This window comes from Lysobacter sp. CA196 (assembly GCF_052078695.1).
GTDB lineage: Bacteria > Pseudomonadota > Gammaproteobacteria > Xanthomonadales > Xanthomonadaceae > Lysobacter.
In genome coordinates this window covers 28,020-45,320 of record NZ_JBQJIN010000023.1, presented here as the reverse complement: position 1 = coordinate 45,320, position 17,301 = coordinate 28,020, and the positions used below count along the sequence as shown (strand labels likewise).

The 17,301-nt window shown below is 67.2% G+C and carries 14 protein-coding genes; 8 read left to right on the top strand and 6 right to left on the bottom strand.

Annotated elements, in window-relative coordinates:
• Positions 1 to 4: 4 nt before the first annotated feature.
• Complete coding sequence (locus ACTOWK_RS17850; protein WP_441331447.1) at positions 5 to 541, bottom strand: GNAT family N-acetyltransferase; 537 nt, start codon at positions 539 to 541, stop codon at positions 5 to 7.
• Positions 542 to 823: 282 nt separating this feature from the next.
• On the opposite strand from ACTOWK_RS17850, the gene ACTOWK_RS17845 reads away from it, so the two are divergent.
• From ACTOWK_RS17845 to ACTOWK_RS17825, 5 genes are all read left to right on the top strand, one after another.
• Entirely contained in the window at positions 824 to 1,489 is a 666-nt protein-coding gene (locus ACTOWK_RS17845; protein WP_441331446.1) for a response regulator, read from the top strand.
• Positions 1,486 to 2,940 carry an ATP-binding protein gene (locus ACTOWK_RS17840; RefSeq protein ID WP_441331445.1) on the top strand — a complete coding sequence of 485 codons (1,455 nt, stop codon included), beginning with the start codon at positions 1,486 to 1,488 and terminating at the stop codon, positions 2,938 to 2,940. Before ACTOWK_RS17845 ends, ACTOWK_RS17840 begins: the two co-directional genes overlap by 4 nt.
• Positions 2,941 to 3,323: 383 nt before the next feature.
• Positions 3,324 to 3,923, top strand: a complete 600-nt coding sequence (locus ACTOWK_RS17835) for a hypothetical protein (protein ID WP_441331444.1) — start codon at positions 3,324 to 3,326, stop codon at positions 3,921 to 3,923.
• A 23-nt stretch (positions 3,924 to 3,946) separates the two neighbouring features.
• A complete protein-coding gene (locus ACTOWK_RS17830; RefSeq protein ID WP_441331443.1) occupies positions 3,947 to 5,191 on the top strand; it encodes an NIPSNAP family protein in 1,245 nt (414 codons plus the stop codon).
• A 76-nt stretch (positions 5,192 to 5,267) separates the two neighbouring features.
• Positions 5,268 to 5,966, top strand: a complete 699-nt coding sequence (locus ACTOWK_RS17825; protein WP_441331442.1) for a helix-turn-helix transcriptional regulator — start codon at positions 5,268 to 5,270, stop codon at positions 5,964 to 5,966.
• A gap of 138 nt (positions 5,967 to 6,104) precedes the next feature.
• Here ACTOWK_RS17825 and sigJ read toward each other — a convergent pair whose 3' ends face one another.
• The 4 genes from sigJ to ACTOWK_RS17805 form a co-directional block, all read right to left on the bottom strand.
• Positions 6,105 to 6,992 carry an RNA polymerase sigma factor SigJ gene (gene sigJ, locus ACTOWK_RS17820; protein WP_441331441.1) on the bottom strand — a complete coding sequence of 296 codons (888 nt, stop codon included), beginning with the start codon at positions 6,990 to 6,992 and terminating at the stop codon, positions 6,105 to 6,107.
• Between the two features lie 295 nt (positions 6,993 to 7,287).
• The gene (locus tag ACTOWK_RS17815) at positions 7,288 to 7,719 is read right to left on the bottom strand and encodes a carboxymuconolactone decarboxylase family protein (protein WP_441331440.1); all 432 of its coding nucleotides are present in this window, start codon (positions 7,717 to 7,719) and stop codon (positions 7,288 to 7,290) included.
• 1,061 nt (positions 7,720 to 8,780) lie between these two features.
• Positions 8,781 to 9,416 (bottom strand): response regulator transcription factor, encoded by a 636-nt coding sequence (locus tag ACTOWK_RS17810; RefSeq protein WP_441331439.1) that lies wholly within the window; start codon positions 9,414 to 9,416, stop codon positions 8,781 to 8,783.
• Positions 9,413 to 10,519, bottom strand: a complete 1,107-nt coding sequence (locus ACTOWK_RS17805) for a sensor histidine kinase (RefSeq protein ID WP_441331438.1) — start codon at positions 10,517 to 10,519, stop codon at positions 9,413 to 9,415. The genes ACTOWK_RS17810 and ACTOWK_RS17805 overlap by 4 nt, the downstream gene beginning before the upstream one ends.
• Before the next feature lie 160 nt (positions 10,520 to 10,679).
• On the opposite strand from ACTOWK_RS17805, the gene ACTOWK_RS17800 reads away from it, so the two are divergent.
• The 3 genes from ACTOWK_RS17800 to ACTOWK_RS17790 all read left to right on the top strand — a co-directional run bounded on the left by ACTOWK_RS17800 (position 10,680) and on the right by ACTOWK_RS17790 (position 14,992).
• Positions 10,680 to 11,387: a hypothetical protein gene (locus tag ACTOWK_RS17800; RefSeq protein WP_441331437.1), complete on the top strand. Its 708-nt coding sequence runs from the start codon at positions 10,680 to 10,682 to the stop codon at positions 11,385 to 11,387.
• Positions 11,388 to 11,544: 157 nt separating this feature from the next.
• Entirely contained in the window at positions 11,545 to 12,924 is a 1,380-nt protein-coding gene (locus tag ACTOWK_RS17795) for an alpha/beta hydrolase (RefSeq protein WP_441331436.1), read from the top strand.
• A gap of 679 nt (positions 12,925 to 13,603) precedes the next feature.
• Positions 13,604 to 14,992: an FAD/NAD(P)-binding protein gene (locus ACTOWK_RS17790; protein WP_441331435.1), complete on the top strand. Its 1,389-nt coding sequence runs from the start codon at positions 13,604 to 13,606 to the stop codon at positions 14,990 to 14,992.
• A 1,331-nt stretch (positions 14,993 to 16,323) separates the two neighbouring features.
• Here ACTOWK_RS17790 and phhA read toward each other — a convergent pair.
• Positions 16,324 to 17,217 (bottom strand): phenylalanine 4-monooxygenase, encoded by an 894-nt coding sequence (gene phhA / locus ACTOWK_RS17785; RefSeq protein ID WP_441331434.1) that lies wholly within the window; start codon positions 17,215 to 17,217, stop codon positions 16,324 to 16,326.
• Between the last annotated feature and the right edge of the window lie 84 nt (positions 17,218 to 17,301).

The window sequence follows — 17,301 nt, the reverse complement described above, 5'->3', positions numbered from 1 at the left end:
GCGCTCAGGCCTCGGCGGTCTCGCTGTCCATCCGCACCACGTAGCGCATCGCATCCATGCGCAGCGCGCGCACCGGCGCCTCCAGCCCGCGCGCGGCCTCGCTCCACAGCGGCGACTGGCATTGCAAGTTGAGGCAGCCGAAGCGGCGTGCCGCATCGAGCGCCTGGCGGAACAACTCGGCCTCGATGCCGCGATCGCGCCAGGGCGCGCGCAGGTAAGGGTCGTCGAGCTGCAGGCAGTAGGCGCGTTCGAGCATCGAGAAACCGGCAGTGGCGCTGGCGTAGCCGACGTGCAGGCCGTCGACCTCGGCGATCCAGGCCCAGGCGCCGAACGGCGGCTCGAACAGCACTTCCATCAGCTCCAGCGCATCGCTGCGCGGCGGGCCGTAGGGCCGGCGCTCCAGGGTGAGCTGCTCGGCGTGCTCGTTGCACAGCTCGATCAGCACGGCGGCGTCTTCGCGGATCACCGGACGAACCACCAGACCGGCCAGGGTCCTGGGCGCGAGGGCGGACGGGTCGGGAGCGGCAAGCTGGGGCTTCATGGGCGGCGAATTCCGGGAGAGGGAGGGGGAGGAATCGGTGCTGACAGGGGCGTCGGTACGGTGCAGGGCGTCGTCGCCGCGTCGTCGTCGCGGTGGCGGGGGTAGCATCGTCGGCAGCGCCGTGCGCAATGCGTCGGCGCGGGCGGCGAAGAACGGCGGGGCGAGCATGGCGAGGCTCCTTACCGGGAGGCAGTACATCCTGCTCGCGCGCTTTTAAGAAGTTTTTAATCGTGCCGGTGCACTGTGCAGCCGGCGATGCGACAAGGTGACGCAAGGCGAGGCATGAACATCCTGCTGGTGGAAGACGACGCGATGCTCGCCGAGGCGGTGCGCGCAGGCCTGATACACGACGGTTGGCGGGTCGATTGGGTCGCCGATGCGCCGTTGGCGAAGACCGCCCTGGTCGATCACGACTTCGACGCGGTCCTGCTCGATCTCGGCCTGCCCGGCGGCAGCGGCCTGGGCGTGCTGGCGACCCTGCGCGGCCGTTACGACGCCACCCCGGTGCTGATCGTGACCGCGCGCGACAAGCTCAGCGAACGCATCGCCGGACTCGATGCCGGCGCCGACGACTACATCGTCAAACCCTTCCAGCTCGACGAGTTGTGCGCGCGCCTGCGTGCGGTGATGCGGCGCAGCCAGGGCCGGGTCTCGCCGGTGCTGAGCTGCGGCACGGTGGTGCTCGACCCGGCGCGGCGCCTGGTCACCCGCGACGGCGAGCCGGTCGCGTTGAGCGGACACGAGTTCCGCACGCTGATGCTGTTGCTCGAACGCCAGGGCCGGGTGGTCACCCGCGAGCAACTCGAAGAAGCCGTGTACGGCAGCTCCGGCACCATCGAGAGCAATACCATCGCGGTGTACGTGCACCAGCTGCGGCGCAAGCTCGGCGAACACCTGATCATGACCGTGCACGGCTACGGCTATCGCGTCGGCGCGGGTCCGGCATGAGCGCGCCCGCTGCGCCTGCACCCGCGACGCCTGCACCGGCCGCGCCCGCGGCGGTCGCCGACAAGCGTTGCCGCGGCACCCGCTCGCTGCGTTGGCGCCTGACCTTCGTCCTGATCAAGAGCGTGCTGCTGGCCTGGTTCGTGTGGATGGGCTGCCAGATCTGGCAACTCGGCCGCGAGCACACCGGTTTTCTCGACAACTCGCTGCGCGAGATCGCCGAGCAGGTGCTGGCGTCGATGCCGGAAGGATTGGAGCGCCTGCCCTCGCGCGATCCCAAACGCGTCACCGTGCCGGTCGAGGCCGATCGCAAGATGAGCTTCCAGGTGTGGGCGCAGGGCCGCAACGTGGTGTATTCGGCGGCCGCGCCGCTGGAACCGTTGAAGCCGGACTTCCGCAACGGTTTCGCCCGCCGCGAGATCCACGGCGAGCGCTGGCAGGTCTACAGCCTCACCGACCCCGTGCGCGGCCTGGTGGTGCAAGTCGGCCGCACCAAGCAGATGGCGATCCAGGAACTGCAGGGCTGGATCCTCGGCAGCCTGCTTGCGGCGGCCTTGATCCTGGTGGTGTTCGGGCTGGCGATGTGGATGGTGATCGGCCGCTCGCTGCGGCCGCTGACGACCTTGCGCGACACCTTGCGCGAGCGCCCGCCGCTCGATCTGACCCCGCTGCCGAGCGCCGAATTGCCGAACGAATTCCGGCCGCTGGTCGACGCTTTCAACAGCCAGCTCGAACGCGTCGACACCGCGGTCCAGCACGAGCGCCGTTTCATCGCCGACGCCGCCCACGAATTGCGCACGCCGCTGGCGGTGCTCAGCACCCATGCCGAGCTGGCCTTGCGCGCCGACACGCTCGAAGAAAAGAACGCCGCGCTGTTGCGCTTGCGGGCCGGCGTGCAGCGCAGCGCGCGCCTGTCCGAGCAACTGCTCGACCTGGCCCGGCTCGATGCCGGCGAGGAGTCGGTGCGGCTGGCGCCGTTGGACCTGTCCGACCTGATCGTGCTGGTGATCCGCGACTTCGAGACCCTCGCCCGCGAACGCCGACAACGCATCACCTTGCGCGCCGAACCGACCCGCTTGCTCGGCGATGTCGACCAGCTCGGCATTTTGCTGCGCAATCTGATCGACAACGCGGTGCGCCATGCCGGCGCCGACGGCACCATCGCGGTGTCCTGCCATGCCGACGGCGACGCTGCGGTCGCGCTGTGCGTCGCCGACAACGGGCCGGGCGTCGCGGTCGACGACTGCCAACGCATCTTCGACCGCTTCTACCGCGCCCCGGGCAGCCCGGACGGCGGCAGCGGCATCGGCCTGTCGTTGGTCGCGCGCATCGCCCAGACCCATGGCGCCCGCATCGAATGCGGCGAAGGCCTGGAGCGTGGTGCCGACGACCCGCGCGGCCCCGGCCGCGGCTTCGAGGTGCGGGTGTTGTTTCCGGCGGCGCCGGTGGTTTGAACATCGGTTGAGTTGGGAGTCGGAGCGACAGCAACGGCAATAACAGCAACAGCAAATCCCCCCTGGCCCCCCTTTTTCAAGGGGGGAATCCTCCGGGGCGTTTCGAAAGCGGGGCGACGCCTATTGAGCTAACGCTCCTTGCGTTCCCTCCGAAGAGCTATCGCTCCTGCACGACCGAGTCCCCCCTTTGACAAAGGGGGGGCAGGGGGGATTTGCTTCTGCCTTGCCTTGCCTTGCCTTGCCTTGCCTTTAGCTTTGCCCTTGCTTTCGCTTTCGCCCTCCCACCCCGCCCTGCTGACAGCAGGCTGGCAGCAGCCCCCGCGCACAGTGACTGAGTGCGATCGGCACGGCCTGGCCCGACGCGGCCACGGGGGAAGCGCGAGATGGACCGGCAACGACGATTGATCCTGCAGTTGGGGGCGAGCGCTCAGCTCGCGGCGATGAGCTCGGTGCTGCAGGCGGCGCCGTTCGGCGAGGCCGCGACCGCGCCCGCCAGCGGCGGCCCGGCCGCGCCCGACCACGACGGCCGCCACGATTTCGACTTCTATCACGGCCGTTGGCAGGTCAAGAACCGCCGCCTGGCGAAGCGCTTGGTCGGTAGCGACGACTGGATCGAGTTCGACGCCACCGACGAATGCCGGCCGGTGCTCGGCGGTCTCGGCAGCGTCGACCGTTATCTCACCGCCTGGGGCGGCGGCATCGAAGGTTTTGCCCTGCGCCTGTACCAACCGGCGACCAAGCTGTGGCAGGTGTACTGGGCCAGCGACCGCGACGGCGTGCTCGAAGCGCCGCTCAGCGGCAGCTTCCGCGACGGCATCGGCGTGTTCCACGGCCTGGAGGCGCACGAAGGCCGGATGCTGCCTTCGCGCGCGACCTGGTCGGAGATCACCGCCGACAGCGTGCGCTGGGAGCAGGCTTTGTCGGCGGACGACGGCCGCAACTGGGAAACCAACTGGGTCATGTGGATGACGCGGCAGGCCTGAGCCCGCATGCGAGGAGCGAAGCGATGAACGACACCCCCGCGGGCGGCGACGGCCGCCACGATTTCGATTTCCTGCACGGCCGCTGGCAGGTGCACAACGAACGCCTGCGCCAACGCCTGGTCGGATCCGAGGACTGGGAGATCTTCCCGGCCACCCAGACCTGCGCGCCGGTGCTCGGCGGCCTCGGTAATGTCGATGCCTTCGTCTCCGACTGGGGCCGCCCCGGCGCCGAGGACGGTTTCCAGGGCATGACCTTGCGCCTGTTCAACCTCGAACGCCGGCAGTGGAGCATCTACTGGGCCGGCAGCCACGACGGCGTGCTCGAACCGCCGGTGGTCGGTGGCTACGAGAATGGGGTCGGCGTGTTTCATGGCGAACTCGAACACGAGGGCCGGCCGGTGCTGGCCAAGTTCGTCTGGAACGACATCAGCGCCAATACCGCGCACTGGCACCAGGAGTTCTCGCTCGACGGCGGCGCCAGCTGGGAAACCAACTGGCATATGTGGATGCACCGCAGCGACGAACACGGCCGCTTGCTGCACGAGGATGCGGTGATCGAGTTGCGCCAATACCGCATGCAGCCGGGCCGCCGCGACGACCTCATCGGCCTGTTCGAGCGCGAGTTCATCGAGCCGCAGGAAGCGGTGGGCATGCACGTGATCGCGCAGTTCCGCGATCTCGACCATGCCGACCGCTACACCTGGGTGCGCGGCTTTCCGAACCATGCCCTGCGCGCGGCCTCGCTCGACGCCTTCTACGGCGGCCCGACCTGGAAGCGCCATCGCGAGGCCGCCAACGCGACCCTGCTCGACAACGACGACGTACTGATGCTGCGCGCGGCACGGCCGGGCTCGGGTTTCGCGGTCGCACCGGCGGCGCGTGCCGCGGTCGGCAGCACTGCGAGCGGCGAGAGTGTGGTCACCATCGGCATCTGCGAACTGGGTGCGCCGGCCGAGGACGGCTTCGCCGAGCTGTTCGAGCAGCGCTTCGTGCCCTTGCTCGGCGCTGGCGGCGCCGAGCTGTTGGCGAGCTATGTCACCGACCCGTCGCCGAACGGCTACCCACGCCTGCCGGTGCGCGAGGGCGAGCGGGTGCTGGTCTGGTTCGCCGGTTATGCCGACGAAGCCGCGCAGCGCGCCCACGCCGCCGCCCTGGACGGCGACCCGCGCTGGCGCGCGCTGCTGGCCGACGCGATGCTGGGCGACCTCAAACAGGCGCCGCAGTTGCTGCATCTGGCGCCGACCGCGCGCTCGGAGCTGCGTGCATGAGTTCAGGCGGCGCCGGACGAACCCCGAGCCTGGCGCCGCCGCTTGAGTGCGGCGCGGCGGCGCGGGATCATGCCGGATGCGCCGCGCCGACCGTCTGTTCCTGCTGATCCATGCCCTGCGCGGACGCCGCCATGCGATCACCGCCCAGCAACTGGCGCAGACCCTGGAAGTGTCGCTGCGCACGGTCTACCGCGACGTCGCCGACCTGCAGCGCTCCGGCGTGCCGATCGAGGGCGAGGCCGGGGTCGGCTATCTGTTGCGCAAGGGCGCGGACATCCCGCCGCTGATGTTCAATCCCGACGAGCTCGAAGCCCTGGTGGTCGGCACGCGCTTCGTGCGTGCCTTCGGCGGCGAGCGTCTCGGTCGCGGCGCGACCGCGGCTTTACTGAAAATCGAAGCGGTGCTGCCGCCGGAGTTGCGCGCGCGCAGCGCCCGCACCCGCATCTTCGCCCCGCAGCTGGACAACCGCATCGAGGCCAGCGGCCTGATCGACGCCCTGCACGGCGCGGTGCTCGAACAACGTGTGCTGCGCCTGGTCTATCGCGACGGCGAGGCCCGTGCGAGCGCGCGCGAGATCGAACCGCTGTGCCTGTCGTTCTGGGGCGGCAGCTGGACCCTGGGCGCCTGGTGCCGCTTGCGCGTCGACTTCCGCAGTTTCCGCCCCGACCGCATCGTCGAATACGCCGCGACCGGCGAGAGCTTCGTCGACACGCGCGAGCATGGGCTGGATGCTTATCTGCGCTCGGTGGGTGCGGCGGGGATGGACCCGGGCTGAGGGGGGGCTGGGCTTTGTGGGGGTAGAGCAAATCCCCCCTAACCCCCCCTTTCCAAAGGGGGGGATGGCAAGGAGGCGAACGGTCTTACTCTGCGAGTCCCGAGTCCCGAGTCCCGAGCCCCGAGCCCCGAGCCCACCTCAGCGAATCTTCACCGCCTCCAGCCGCGCCAGCTTGTCGGGGTTGCGCATGATGAAGATGTCGCGCAGGCGGTCGTTCTCGTCGTAGCCGAAGCTCACGGCGGCTTCGATGCGGCCGTCGCGTTCGAGGATCACGCCGCGCGAGCCGTTGAGGTCGACGAAGGTCCAGCGGTCGTTGCGGCAGGCCGGGTGCAGGATGCGTTCGATGAAACCCAGCACCGCGTCGTGGCCATGCAGGGCTTCGGCCGCCGCGGTGACCTTGCCGCCGCCGTCGGCGCGCAGGGTGATCTGCTCGGACAGCAAGGCCGCCAGCGGCGCGGTACGGCCTTCGGTCAACGCGGTCTCGAACGCCGCCAGCAACTGGTCCTGTTGTTCGGCCGGGGTGACGTGGCGGACCTTCTCCTGCTCGACGTTGGCGCGCGCGCGCTGGACCAGCTTGCGGCAGGCGGCTTCCTCGATCTCCAGGGTGCGGGCGACGTCGGCGTAGGACTGCTCGAAGATCTCATGCAGCAGATACGCCGCGCGTTCCTTCGGGGTCAGCCGTTCGAGCAGCAGCAGGAACGCGGTCGACAGCGACGAGGCCAGCGACAGCTGTTCGTCGGGACGCTCGGCCGCGGCGGTCTGGATCGGCTCGGGCAGCCAGGAGCCGACATAGTCGACACGGGTGCGGTGCGCCGAGCGCAACAGGTCGATGCAGCGCCGGGTGCAGGCGGTGGTCAACCAGGCGCCGGGGTTGTCGATGCTGCTGCGATCGGTGGCCTGCCATTTCAGGAAGGTGTCCTGGACGGCGTCTTCGGCGTCGGCGCGCGAGCCGAGAATGCGGTAGGCCAGGCCGATCAGCATCGGCGCCGATTGCGCGAACAGTTGGGAGTCGTCGGAAGCGTTCATGGGTCGGTTCGGAAGTGCAGGCGCTGCGCGCTCGCGTCGTGGGGCGATGGGCTGGAGAGTATGTGGGGCGCGTGGCCCTCGCCCCAACCCCTCTCCCGCAAGCGGGAGAGGGGCTCAGAGCGGCCAGAAGCAGAGGGCGCATGAGAACGCCCGACTGAAGCGGATCTGTTTCCCTTCTCCCGTTCGCGGCGATCGTAGGGAAGTGCAAGGCCGAGAACGAGCCCAACGCGCGGATGAGGGCAGCGAGCAGTTAGCGAAATGCAGGTTCCTGCACAAATGCAGACGAGAGCAAGCCTCAGTGTTTGGACACCTGCAGCCGGTTCCACAGGTTGATCATCGCCACCGCCGCGCTTATCGCGCCGATCAGCTGGTCGCTGTAATGCTCGCGCAAGGCCCCGCGCAGGGCGCCGTAGTCGGTGCGCTCGTCGAGCGTGGTGAGGGCTTCGGTCCAGGCCAGGGCGGCGCGCTCGGCGGCGCTGAAATCGGCGACATGACGCCACACGACCAGCCGGTCGAGACGATCGTTGCTTTCGCCGTCGGCGCGGGCCTCGCGCAGGTGCATCTTGACGCAGAAGGCGCAGCCGTTTATCTGCGAGGCGCGCAGCTTGATCAGGTGATAGATCGGCCGCTCCAGGCCCAGGGCCGCGACGGCGGCCTCGACTTGGCCGAGCTGGGCCAGGATCTCGGGAATCTCGCGTTCGTACTTGATCGGGGCGGTGGTGCTCATGGGGCGTTCTCCGGTGGGGATTCAGTCGCTTATACCGGTTCGACGATCCAGCGGGTCACCGTGTGACATGCCTGGGGGAAAGTTTCGCGGGCCCCTGTCGGTGCGGCATAAGTCGCGGCCGAGTCCGCCGGTCTCCGGCGCACCCTTCAAGCAAGAGCAGAGCTTCCGTCCGCTGACGCGGCCGGTTACTTTCTTTTGCTGGCCCAAAAGAAAGCTAACCAAAGGGAGGCCTTCCTTGACGGAGCTCCCTTGCGAGTACGCAGCTGGCGCCGGGATTTTCCGATAAGACGTCCCTGTCTTATCGGAAAACGCCGCACGTCCTGTGCGCCGCCCGCGGGGTCTCCATGTGTCCTCGCTAGTGCGGTGCTGCGCCAAGCTCCAACGACAACGACAACGGTTGACCGATCGCATCTGCTCTTGGGTAGGAGCGGCGCAAGCCGCGACCACGCTACCGGATCGCACGCGCCGGCAGCTGCAGATTCGCGGTCGCGGCTTGCGCCGCTCCTACCCCGGCGAAAGCACGCCGTTTCGATGGATGAGATCGGCGTTGTTGCTTCCGCGCCTCCCGTGGTCGCGGCTCACGCCGCTCCTACAGGGGATGGTGTCGCCGTGCTCCGATTCCCTATTGCGGGGCATTGGTATTTGGCTGTGCGCCGCCGCGCACTAGCGAAGGCAATAGAAGACCCGGAGGGCGGCCCGCAGGGATGCGGGCCGTTTTTCATCGGGACAGGGATGTCCCGTATGTAGATCCCTGCGTATGCGCGGCTCGTGCGGGCTTGTGATTCAAAGAGAGCATTTTTCTTTGGTTAGCTTTCTTTTGTTGCTTTAGACAAAAGAAAGTAACCCGCCGCTTTAGTGGCGGAAGCTCTTGGCGTTTGATCCTGATCCTGATCTTGCTTGACCGAGGCGCCGCGAGACCGTCGCAGCGCGGTCGCGACTTGCGTCGCTCCTACCCCGCGAAAGCACGCCGGTTTGATGGATGCCATCGGCGTTTCCGCCTCTGCGTGGCTCAGGGGGCACGGCTCGCGTAAATCCCGACGCCCCCATCCCGACTCCCGCCCTCAAATCACCCGCAAGGTAATCGCCTTCAACACTGCGCGGGTGCGATCGCGAGTGTCGAGTTTGTCGAGGATCACCGAGACGTAGTTCTTGACCGTGCCCTCGGCCAGGAACATCGCGCGGGCGATTTCCTTGTTGGAGTAACCGCCGGCCATCAGCCGCAGCACAGACACCTCGCGCTCGGTGAACAAGGCGCGCGGGGCATCGTCGGCGTGGTAGCGGTAACGCGCGCGTACCGGTTCGGTGCTGACCGGCTGCAGCAGGATTTCGCCGGCGGCGACGCGCACGATCGCGTCACGCAGGTCTTCCGGGGCGGCGTCCTTGAGCAGGAAACCCTGCGCGCCGGCTTCGGCCGCGCGCAGCAGCAGTTCGCTGTCGTCGAAGGTGGTCAGCAACAGCACCGGGGTGCGGTCGCCACGTGCGCGCAGGCGCTGCAGGGCGTCGATGCCGTCGAGGCCGGGCATGCGGATGTCGCTGAGGACCACGTCGACCGGGGTGTCGGCGAGGCGGTCGAGCAAGGCCTGGCCGTCGTCGGCCTCGAAGGCGATGCTCAGGCCCAGGCGTTCGAGCAGGGCGCGCAGGCCGGCGCGCACCAGCATCTGGTCGTCGGCAAGGGCAATACGCAGGGGCTGGCTCATCCCGGCAGTCTCGCGTCGATACGCATCGCGCCGCGCTCGTTGAGGGCGAAGCTGAGGCTGCCGCCGGCTGCGGCGATGCGTTCGCGCATGCCGGCCAGGCCGTTGCCTTCGCGCAGCGCGCCGCGCATGCGGCCGTCGTCTTCCACCCGTATCTGCAAGTGCTCGCCGTCGCGCTGGATCGAGACCCGCACGCGTTCGGCATCGGCGTGGCGGGCGCTGTTGGTCAGCGCTTCCTGGACCAGCCGCAGCAAGGTCTCGGCGAGCGCCGGGTCGGTCAGGTGGATGCGTTCGTCGATGTCCAACTCCAGTGCCGGCCTTGGCATCGGCGCGGCGAGGGCGCGCAGGGCGGTGGCGAGGTCGAGGCCGCGCGAATCGCGCAGCGCCTGGACCACATTGCGAATGTCGCCGAGCAATTCGCCGGCCAGTCGTTGCGCCAGCTGCACTTCGTCGCGATGGCTGAGGTCGGGTTCGGCGGCGAGCGCGCGCAGGTTCAACATCATCGCGGTGAGCTTGTGGCCGGCGACGTCGTGCAGCTCGCGCGCCACCCGCAGGCGTTCGGCGTCGCGCGCGCTGTCGGCCAGCAAGGCGCGGGTGGCGAGCAGGTCGGCATTGACCAGGACGAGCTGGTCGCGGGTGTGTTCGGCGCTGCGTGCGTAATGGGCGACCATCGCCGCGAAGCCCTGGAAGCCGGCGAAGATCAGAGTCACCACCAACGGCGCACCGTGGCCGGCGCTGCGCATGATCAGGTACAGCGCCAGGTTCAACAGCAACGCGACGATCAACACCGGCCGTGGCGGATAGACCAGGGCGAGGTGAGCGATCAGCACCACCAGCAAGGCCGGTGAGGTGCCGCCCTTCGGCGCCAGCCAACACACCGCCAGCGCGCATAACGTTTCGACTGCGAACAGCGCCAGCTTCCGGCGCGGCCGCGACGGCGGGATCAGGTCGCTGGCGAGAAAGCTCAGCAGGAAGCCGACCATCGCCACCCATTGCGCGATCTGGTCGCGGATGCCGTCGTGGCGCAGCGATAAGGCCACCGCCAACCAGGTCAGCACGGCGGGCAGGTTGATGGCTTGGAAGATCACGCGCAGAACGGAAGGCATGCGCGGATGCTGCGCGTGGGCGTGCGCAGTGGCAATGGCCGTGGCGCAGAAAGTGACTTCCGGCAGGGTGAAGTCCTGACTCCTGGGCCCTGCCGCCGCGGCTGGCCGCGACCACCATGGCCGCACCCGGTAACCGCGCCGGACGCGAGGAGACACCGCCATGGCATCGGCTTACGAATGGATCAAATACCTGCATATCGCGATCGGCTGCCTGGCGCTGATCGGCTTCTGGACCGCAGGCCTGGCCCGCAAGGGCAGCCCGCTGCACCGGCGCGCCGGGCAACTGTTCCTGCTGACGATGACCGGCATCCTCGTTACCGGCGTGCCGATGGCATTGCACAAGTGGCAGGGCGGCCAGCCGATCACTGCGGCCTTCCTGGGCTATCTGTTGGTGATCACCGCCACCGGCGTGTGGACCAGCTGGCGCGCGGTCCGCGACAAGCGCGACATCGTGCGTTACACCGGTCCGGTCTATGTCGCCCTGGCCGCGCTGTCGCTGCTGTCGGGCGCGGCGATCCTGACCCTCGGCCTGAAGGTCGGCGCGCCGCTGTTGAGCGGCTTCTCCAGCATTGGCTTGTTCATCGGCGCCGACCTGCTGCACAAGCGTTGGCGCCGCGACCGTTTGGCGCAACGCCCGCGCTGGTGGCTGATCGAGCATTACACCGCGATGATCGGCAACGGCATCGCCACCCATATCGCTTTCCTCGGCATCGGCCTGCCGCGTCTGTTGCCGGCGATCGACGGCGTCGCCTTGCACTATGCGGCCTGGTTCGGTCCGCTGGTGGTCGCGGTGGGTGCGAAAGTCTGGTTCGACCGGCGCTGGAAGCCGGCCGTCGCGCCGGCGAACGTTGCGCGCGCCAGCGCATGAAGAATGCCGGCTGCTATCGACACGATTACAGCCGGCACGATCACAGCGCGCGGTAAAAAGAAAGTGGCGACGGTTGAGCCGATTCTGGCCGATGGCCTGCAACCCGAAGAGTGGATGCCGCATCTCACCAACACTCTTCACCGATACGGCAACGCTCATGAACCGATCCGTCCTGTACCGCCACGTCCTGCCGATCGCACTGTTGGCGAGCGGCAGCGCCCTTGCCGCCGGACCCGCGGTTCAGGCCGCCAAGCCGGCCGCCGACCCGGCCGCGGCGCAGGCGCAATGCCACACCGGCGCGTATCGCCTCGACGACGAGCGCGTGGTCGACATCGCCCGCACCAGCGTCGCCGGGGTGTTGCGCTGGCGCTTGCTCGATGGCGCCACCGGCAAGCTGACGCTCAAGGACGGTGCCTGGAGCAGCACGCGCGGCTGGACCGACCAGGCCGACGGCGCGGCGGTGTCGTTCGGCGATTGCGCCGATGGCCGCATCCGTTACGCCGGCCATGACGGTCGCAAGCTGAAGTTCGACGTCACCGAAACCCGCTTCCAGGGCAACGGCGTCGAGCTGCGCGGCCGCCTGGTACTGCCGCCGGGCCAGGGCCCGGTGCCGTTGGTGGTGTTGGTGCACGGCTCGGAGAATTACTCCGGCGTGGACCTGTACCACCTGCAGAACCTGTTCCCGGCCCACGGCGTCGGCGTGTTCGTCTACGACAAGCGCGGCACCGGCGGCTCGACCGGCAAGTACAACCAGAACTTCTACCAACTCTCCGACGACGCCGCGGCGGCGTTGCGCGAGGCCAAGCGCCTGGCCGGGCCGCGCGCCGGCCGCACCGGCTTCCAGGGCGGCAGCCAGGGCGGCTGGGTCGCACCGCTGGCGGCGAGCAAGGAGCCGCAAGCCGAGTTCGTGGTGGTCGGCTTCGGCCTCGCCGACGGTGTATTGGCCGAAGACCGCGACCAGGTCGCGATGGACTTGCGCGCCGCCGGCTTCGGCGATGCGCAGACCCTGGCCAAGGCGCGCGAAGTCTCCGACGTCACCGGGCTGATCGCCTCCAGCGACGGCCAGCGCGGCTGGAAGGAACTCGACGCGGTGCGTGCGAAGTACGCGGCGCAGCCGTGGTGGAAGGCGCTCAAGGGCGAGTTCACCGGCCTGATCGTCAACCACACCCGGGCCGAGGTGTTGGCCGAGCTGGCCAAGCAAGACGTCGACGTGAGCTGGGACTACGACCCGATGCCGGTGCTGCGCAGCCTGCCCGTGCCGGAGCTGTGGATCCTGGGCGGCTCCGACGTCGAAGCGCCGTCGGACGAAACCCAGAAGCGCCTGATCGGATTGGCCGGCGAAAGCCGCCCTATCACCACTGCGTTGTTCCCGGCCGCCGACCACGGCATCCTCGAGTTCGAACTCGACGCCAAGGGCGAACGCCAGCACACCCGCATCGCCGAGGGTTATTTCGCGATGCAACTGGATTGGATCAAGCGCGGAAAACTCGATGGCAAGCCTTACGGGCAAGCGAAGGTGCTTGCTGAGGCGAAGTGAGGGGGCCTGCTTTTACGGAATGGCGGTGGGTGGGTTTTCGCGCGGCTCTTGCAGCCGTCATCCCCGCGTGTACGGCGGTCCAACGTTCTCAGTTGCGACGCACTTGCAGTGTTTTTGCCGTTGCCCAGTTTTTGATCCGCTATCGCTGATTCTCCGTTTTGCCGGTCAAATGAAGACCCGTAGGGCGGCCCGCAGGGATGCGGGCCGTGCGCAAGCAGGCCATGGATGGCCTGTCTGGAGCATCTCCGCGTCGGCGGCGATCGTGCGGGCCTTTGATTCAAAGAAAAGCACTCTTCTTTGGTGACCTTTCTTTTGTTGCTTTAGACAAAAGAAAGCAGCCCAGCCGCGTCAGCGGGCGGAAGCTTTAGATCTTGATGTTGCTTCATCGCTCTGCAGCAAGAAACGCCGCAACCGGAAACGGCGCGGTCGCGGCTTGCGCCGCTCCTACAGGGGGCTACGGCCAGCAGCGCCGCGAAGTTGCACGGGCGCGGTCCAGCCCACTGCACACAAGCTGCGAACCGCATTGCAATTCGGTGTCCGCGCTCATGCCCGATCGTCATATCGACGTTCCACATGGTTCGGGTGTCTTTACGCAACGGTAACCGGCGCTTTACGCATCGGCGCGGGCGATCCACTAGAACGGAAGCTCCTTGGTATCACCTCGCGACAGGAGCACTTCATGCGGATCACGATCGTCGGAGCGGGTTTCAGCGGCAGCGCGCTCGCCAGCGAATTGGCGCGGCAGGCGGGGCCCGGCGTGGAGCTGTGCCTGATCGGCGTGGCCGACAGTTACAGCCGCGGCGTGGCCTACGGCGAAGCGCGACCCGAGCATCTGCTCAACGTGCGCGCGAGCGAGCTCGGCGCGACGCCCGATCAGCCCGGCGCCTTCGCCGACTGGCTCAACCTCAGCGATCGCGCACGGGTCAGCTATCTGCCGCGATTGGCTTACGGCGAGTACCTGCATGTGCAATTGCAGACCGCGGTAGCCGGCAGCACCGCGGCATTCAACCAGATCCGCCAGGAAGCGATCGCGGTCGAACGCGCCTCGGCCGGTTTTCGCGTGCACCTGGCCGACGGCAGCGACTTCCTTAGCGATCGCGTCGTGCTCGCGGTCGGCGCCTTGCCGCCGCAAGCGCTGGCCGGGGTCGGGCCGCGCCTGGCGATCCATCCGAGCTATCTGAACTGGCCGTGGCAGGACCGCGCCATCGACGCGATTGCTCCGGACGCGCGATTGTTGATCGTCGGCACCGGCCTGACCATGGCCGACGTGGTGACGACCTTGCAGCGCCGCGGCCATCGCGGCCCCGTCGTGGCTTTGTCGCGGCGCGGCCTGTTGCCGCGTACGCACGGCGACTATCCGCCGCCGGAGATCGCACTGCCCCCGGCGGTGCTGCAGGCGTTGCATACGCATGCGCCGCGCGAAGTCTTGCGGGCCGTACGCACGCTGGCGCCGGTGGTGGGCGACTGGCGCAGCCTGATCGATGCATTGCGCCCGCATCTGCAGACGTTCTGGCGCGGGGTGTCGTTGCCGCAACGCGCGAGTTTCCTGCGCCACCTGCGTTCGTACTGGGAAGTCGTGCGCCACCGTATCGCGCCGCAACTCGCCGAAGAACTGCAGGCCTTGCGCGACAGCGGGCAACTGCAAGTGCGTGCCGGCCGCTTGCTGCGCGCGCGACGTGGCGACGACGCGGTCGAGGTCCTGATCCGCGAACGCGGTGGCAGCGCCCTGCACAGCGAGCGTTACGATGTACTGATCCGCGCAACCGGGCTCGACACCGATGTCGAGCGCACTACCCATCCGTTGGTCGCGCATTTGCGCGAATCGGGCCTGGTCACGGCCGATCCATTTGGATTGGGCTTGAAAGTATCCGACCGGTTCGAAGTGCTCGACAACAAGGGCGGCGCCGTGCGCGGTCTGTACGCGATCGGACCCTTGTTGCGGGCGCAGCTGTGGGAAATCACTGCGGTACCGGAGTTGCGCAGCGCGGCGCGGGAGTTGGCTGGGCAGTTGCTTGCCGCTACGGGGGCGGTGCGCGCGGGTGCACAGCGGCTGGCCGTTGCCGGCTGAGTCCTTGAGGTTCTGCTCTAGGGTGGGAGCGGTGCAAGCCGGGACCAAGGGACGCGCAGAGACAACAATGCCGAAGTCATCCGCTGAAACGGCGTGCTGTCGCAGGGTAGGAGCGGCGCAAGCCGCGACCGCGCTACGTCCCGCTTCGGCGTCTCCGGCCGTGGGACGGTAAAGCAACATCAAGAGCAAAGCTTCCGTCCGCTGACGCGGCCGGGTTACTTTCTTTTGCTAAGCCCAAAAGAAAGCTAACCAAAGAAAAGGGCTCTCCTTGACGAAGCTCCCCTGCTAGTACGTAGCTGTCGCCGGGATTTTCCGATAAGACATCCTTGTCTTATCGGAAAACGGCGCACGTCCTGTGCGCCGCCCTCAGGGTCTATCGGTGTTCTCGCGAATTCGGTACTGCGCCAAGCTCATCAAGGCAACGGCAACGGCAACGGCAACGGCAACGTGGCCGCTCTTGGGTAGGAGCGGCGCGAGCCGCGACCGCGAATCACGGTCGACGAAAATCTCTCGGAGCCACTTCGATCCAAGGCCTATGTTCTGGCTCAGGCTGTGCGTCGTCGCGCACTAGCGAAGGCAATAGAAGACCCGGAGGGCGGCGCGCAGGGATGCGCGCCGTTTTTCATCGGGACAAGGATGTCCCGTATGAAAAATACCCGCGGATGCAACGATCGTGTGGGCTTGTGATTCAAAACAAAGCAACTTCTTTGGTTTGCACTGACCAGGACCAAGTGCATCACTCTTCATCTGATGACCCGCTTTTTCCTAGGCGGACGGCAAATCAGAAATTCTCGACTGATCAAAGGCTTACTCTGAATCAAGGCCGGTTTACCAGGAAGGAGGTTTAAGCCTTTGATCCGCTTGGGTGATGCACTTGTACCTTGAGAGTGCAGTTACCTTTCTTTTGTTGCTTTAGACAAAAGAAAGTAACCCGCCGCTTTAGTGGCGGAAGCTTTTGGCGTTTGATCTAGATCTTGCTTGAGCGATACGCAGCAAGACCGAAGCATGGCGGTCGCGACTTGCGTCGCTCCTACCCCGCGAATGCATGCCGCTTCGATGAATGACGTCGGCGTTGTTGTCCCTGCGGGTCCCGCGGTCGCGACTCACCTCGCTCCTACAGGAGCGGCATCTGATCTAGATCTTGCTTGAGCGATATGCAGCAAGACCGAAGCATGGCGGTCGCGACTTGCGTCGCTCCTACCCCGCGAATGCATGCCGCTTCGATGAATGACGTCGGCGTTGTTGTCTCTGCGGGTCCCGCGGTCGCGACTCACCTCGCTCCTACAGGAGCGGCATCCGTATTCGTCCGCTGCGAAACCGCGCCGCTCCGTTCACACGTCGCCGTCGGTCAGCCAACCCTCGCCGGTGCCGCGGTGGAACACGGTGTCGGTGGCGAGCACGTCGCCGGCCGGGATCGAGTCCTGGGTGGCGAGGCGGTCGTAGATGGGGGTGAAGTCCGGTTCGGTCGCCCGCATCAGCTGTTCGAAGCTGTCGATGACGAAGTAGGTCTTCTGGTAGGTGTCGATGCGGTAACGCGTACGCATGATCCGCTCCAGATCGAAGCCGATCCGGTTGGGCGCGGCCGACTCCAGGCAATGGATCGATTCGCTCTTCGACGAGACGATGCCGCTGCCGTAGATGCGCAGGCCGTCGGCCTGCTTGATCAGGCCGAATTCCACCGTGTACCAGTACAAACGGGTCAGATGGACCAGCGCTTCGGGGTTGATGCCGTGCGCTTTGACGCCGCCGCGGCCGTAGGCCTCCATGTAGTCGGCGAACACCGGGTTCATCAGCAGCGGCACGTGGCCGAACAGGTCGTGGAACAGATCCGGCTCGGCCAGGTAATCGATCTGTTCGGGCTTGCGGATCCACCAGGTCACCGGGAAACGACGGTTGGCGAGGTGATCGAAGAAGGTCAGTTCCGGCAGCAGGCCCTCGACGCCGATCAGCTCCCAGCCGGTGTGCGCACGCAGCACGCGGTTGAGGTCGTCGAACTTCGGGATCTCGTGCGGGGTCATGTGCATGGCCCGCTGGGCGGTCAGGAACTCGTCGCTGGCCCGGCCGACCAGCACCTGCTGCTGGCGCTCGAACAGCTGCGCCCACACCGCATGGTCCTGGCTCGAATACGACGCCCACGGCTGCTCGATCACGGCGGTCGTATAGACCGGCACGTAGCCTTTGTCGGTGAGCTGGTGTTCGACGCGCTGCGGGGTGGCGGGGGTCATGGCCGTGGGGCTCCTGGTACGTCCGGGACAATCGGGGACCAGATGACTTTAACCGCGCTTAGGCGCAATAAGCTTGCGTTGTTG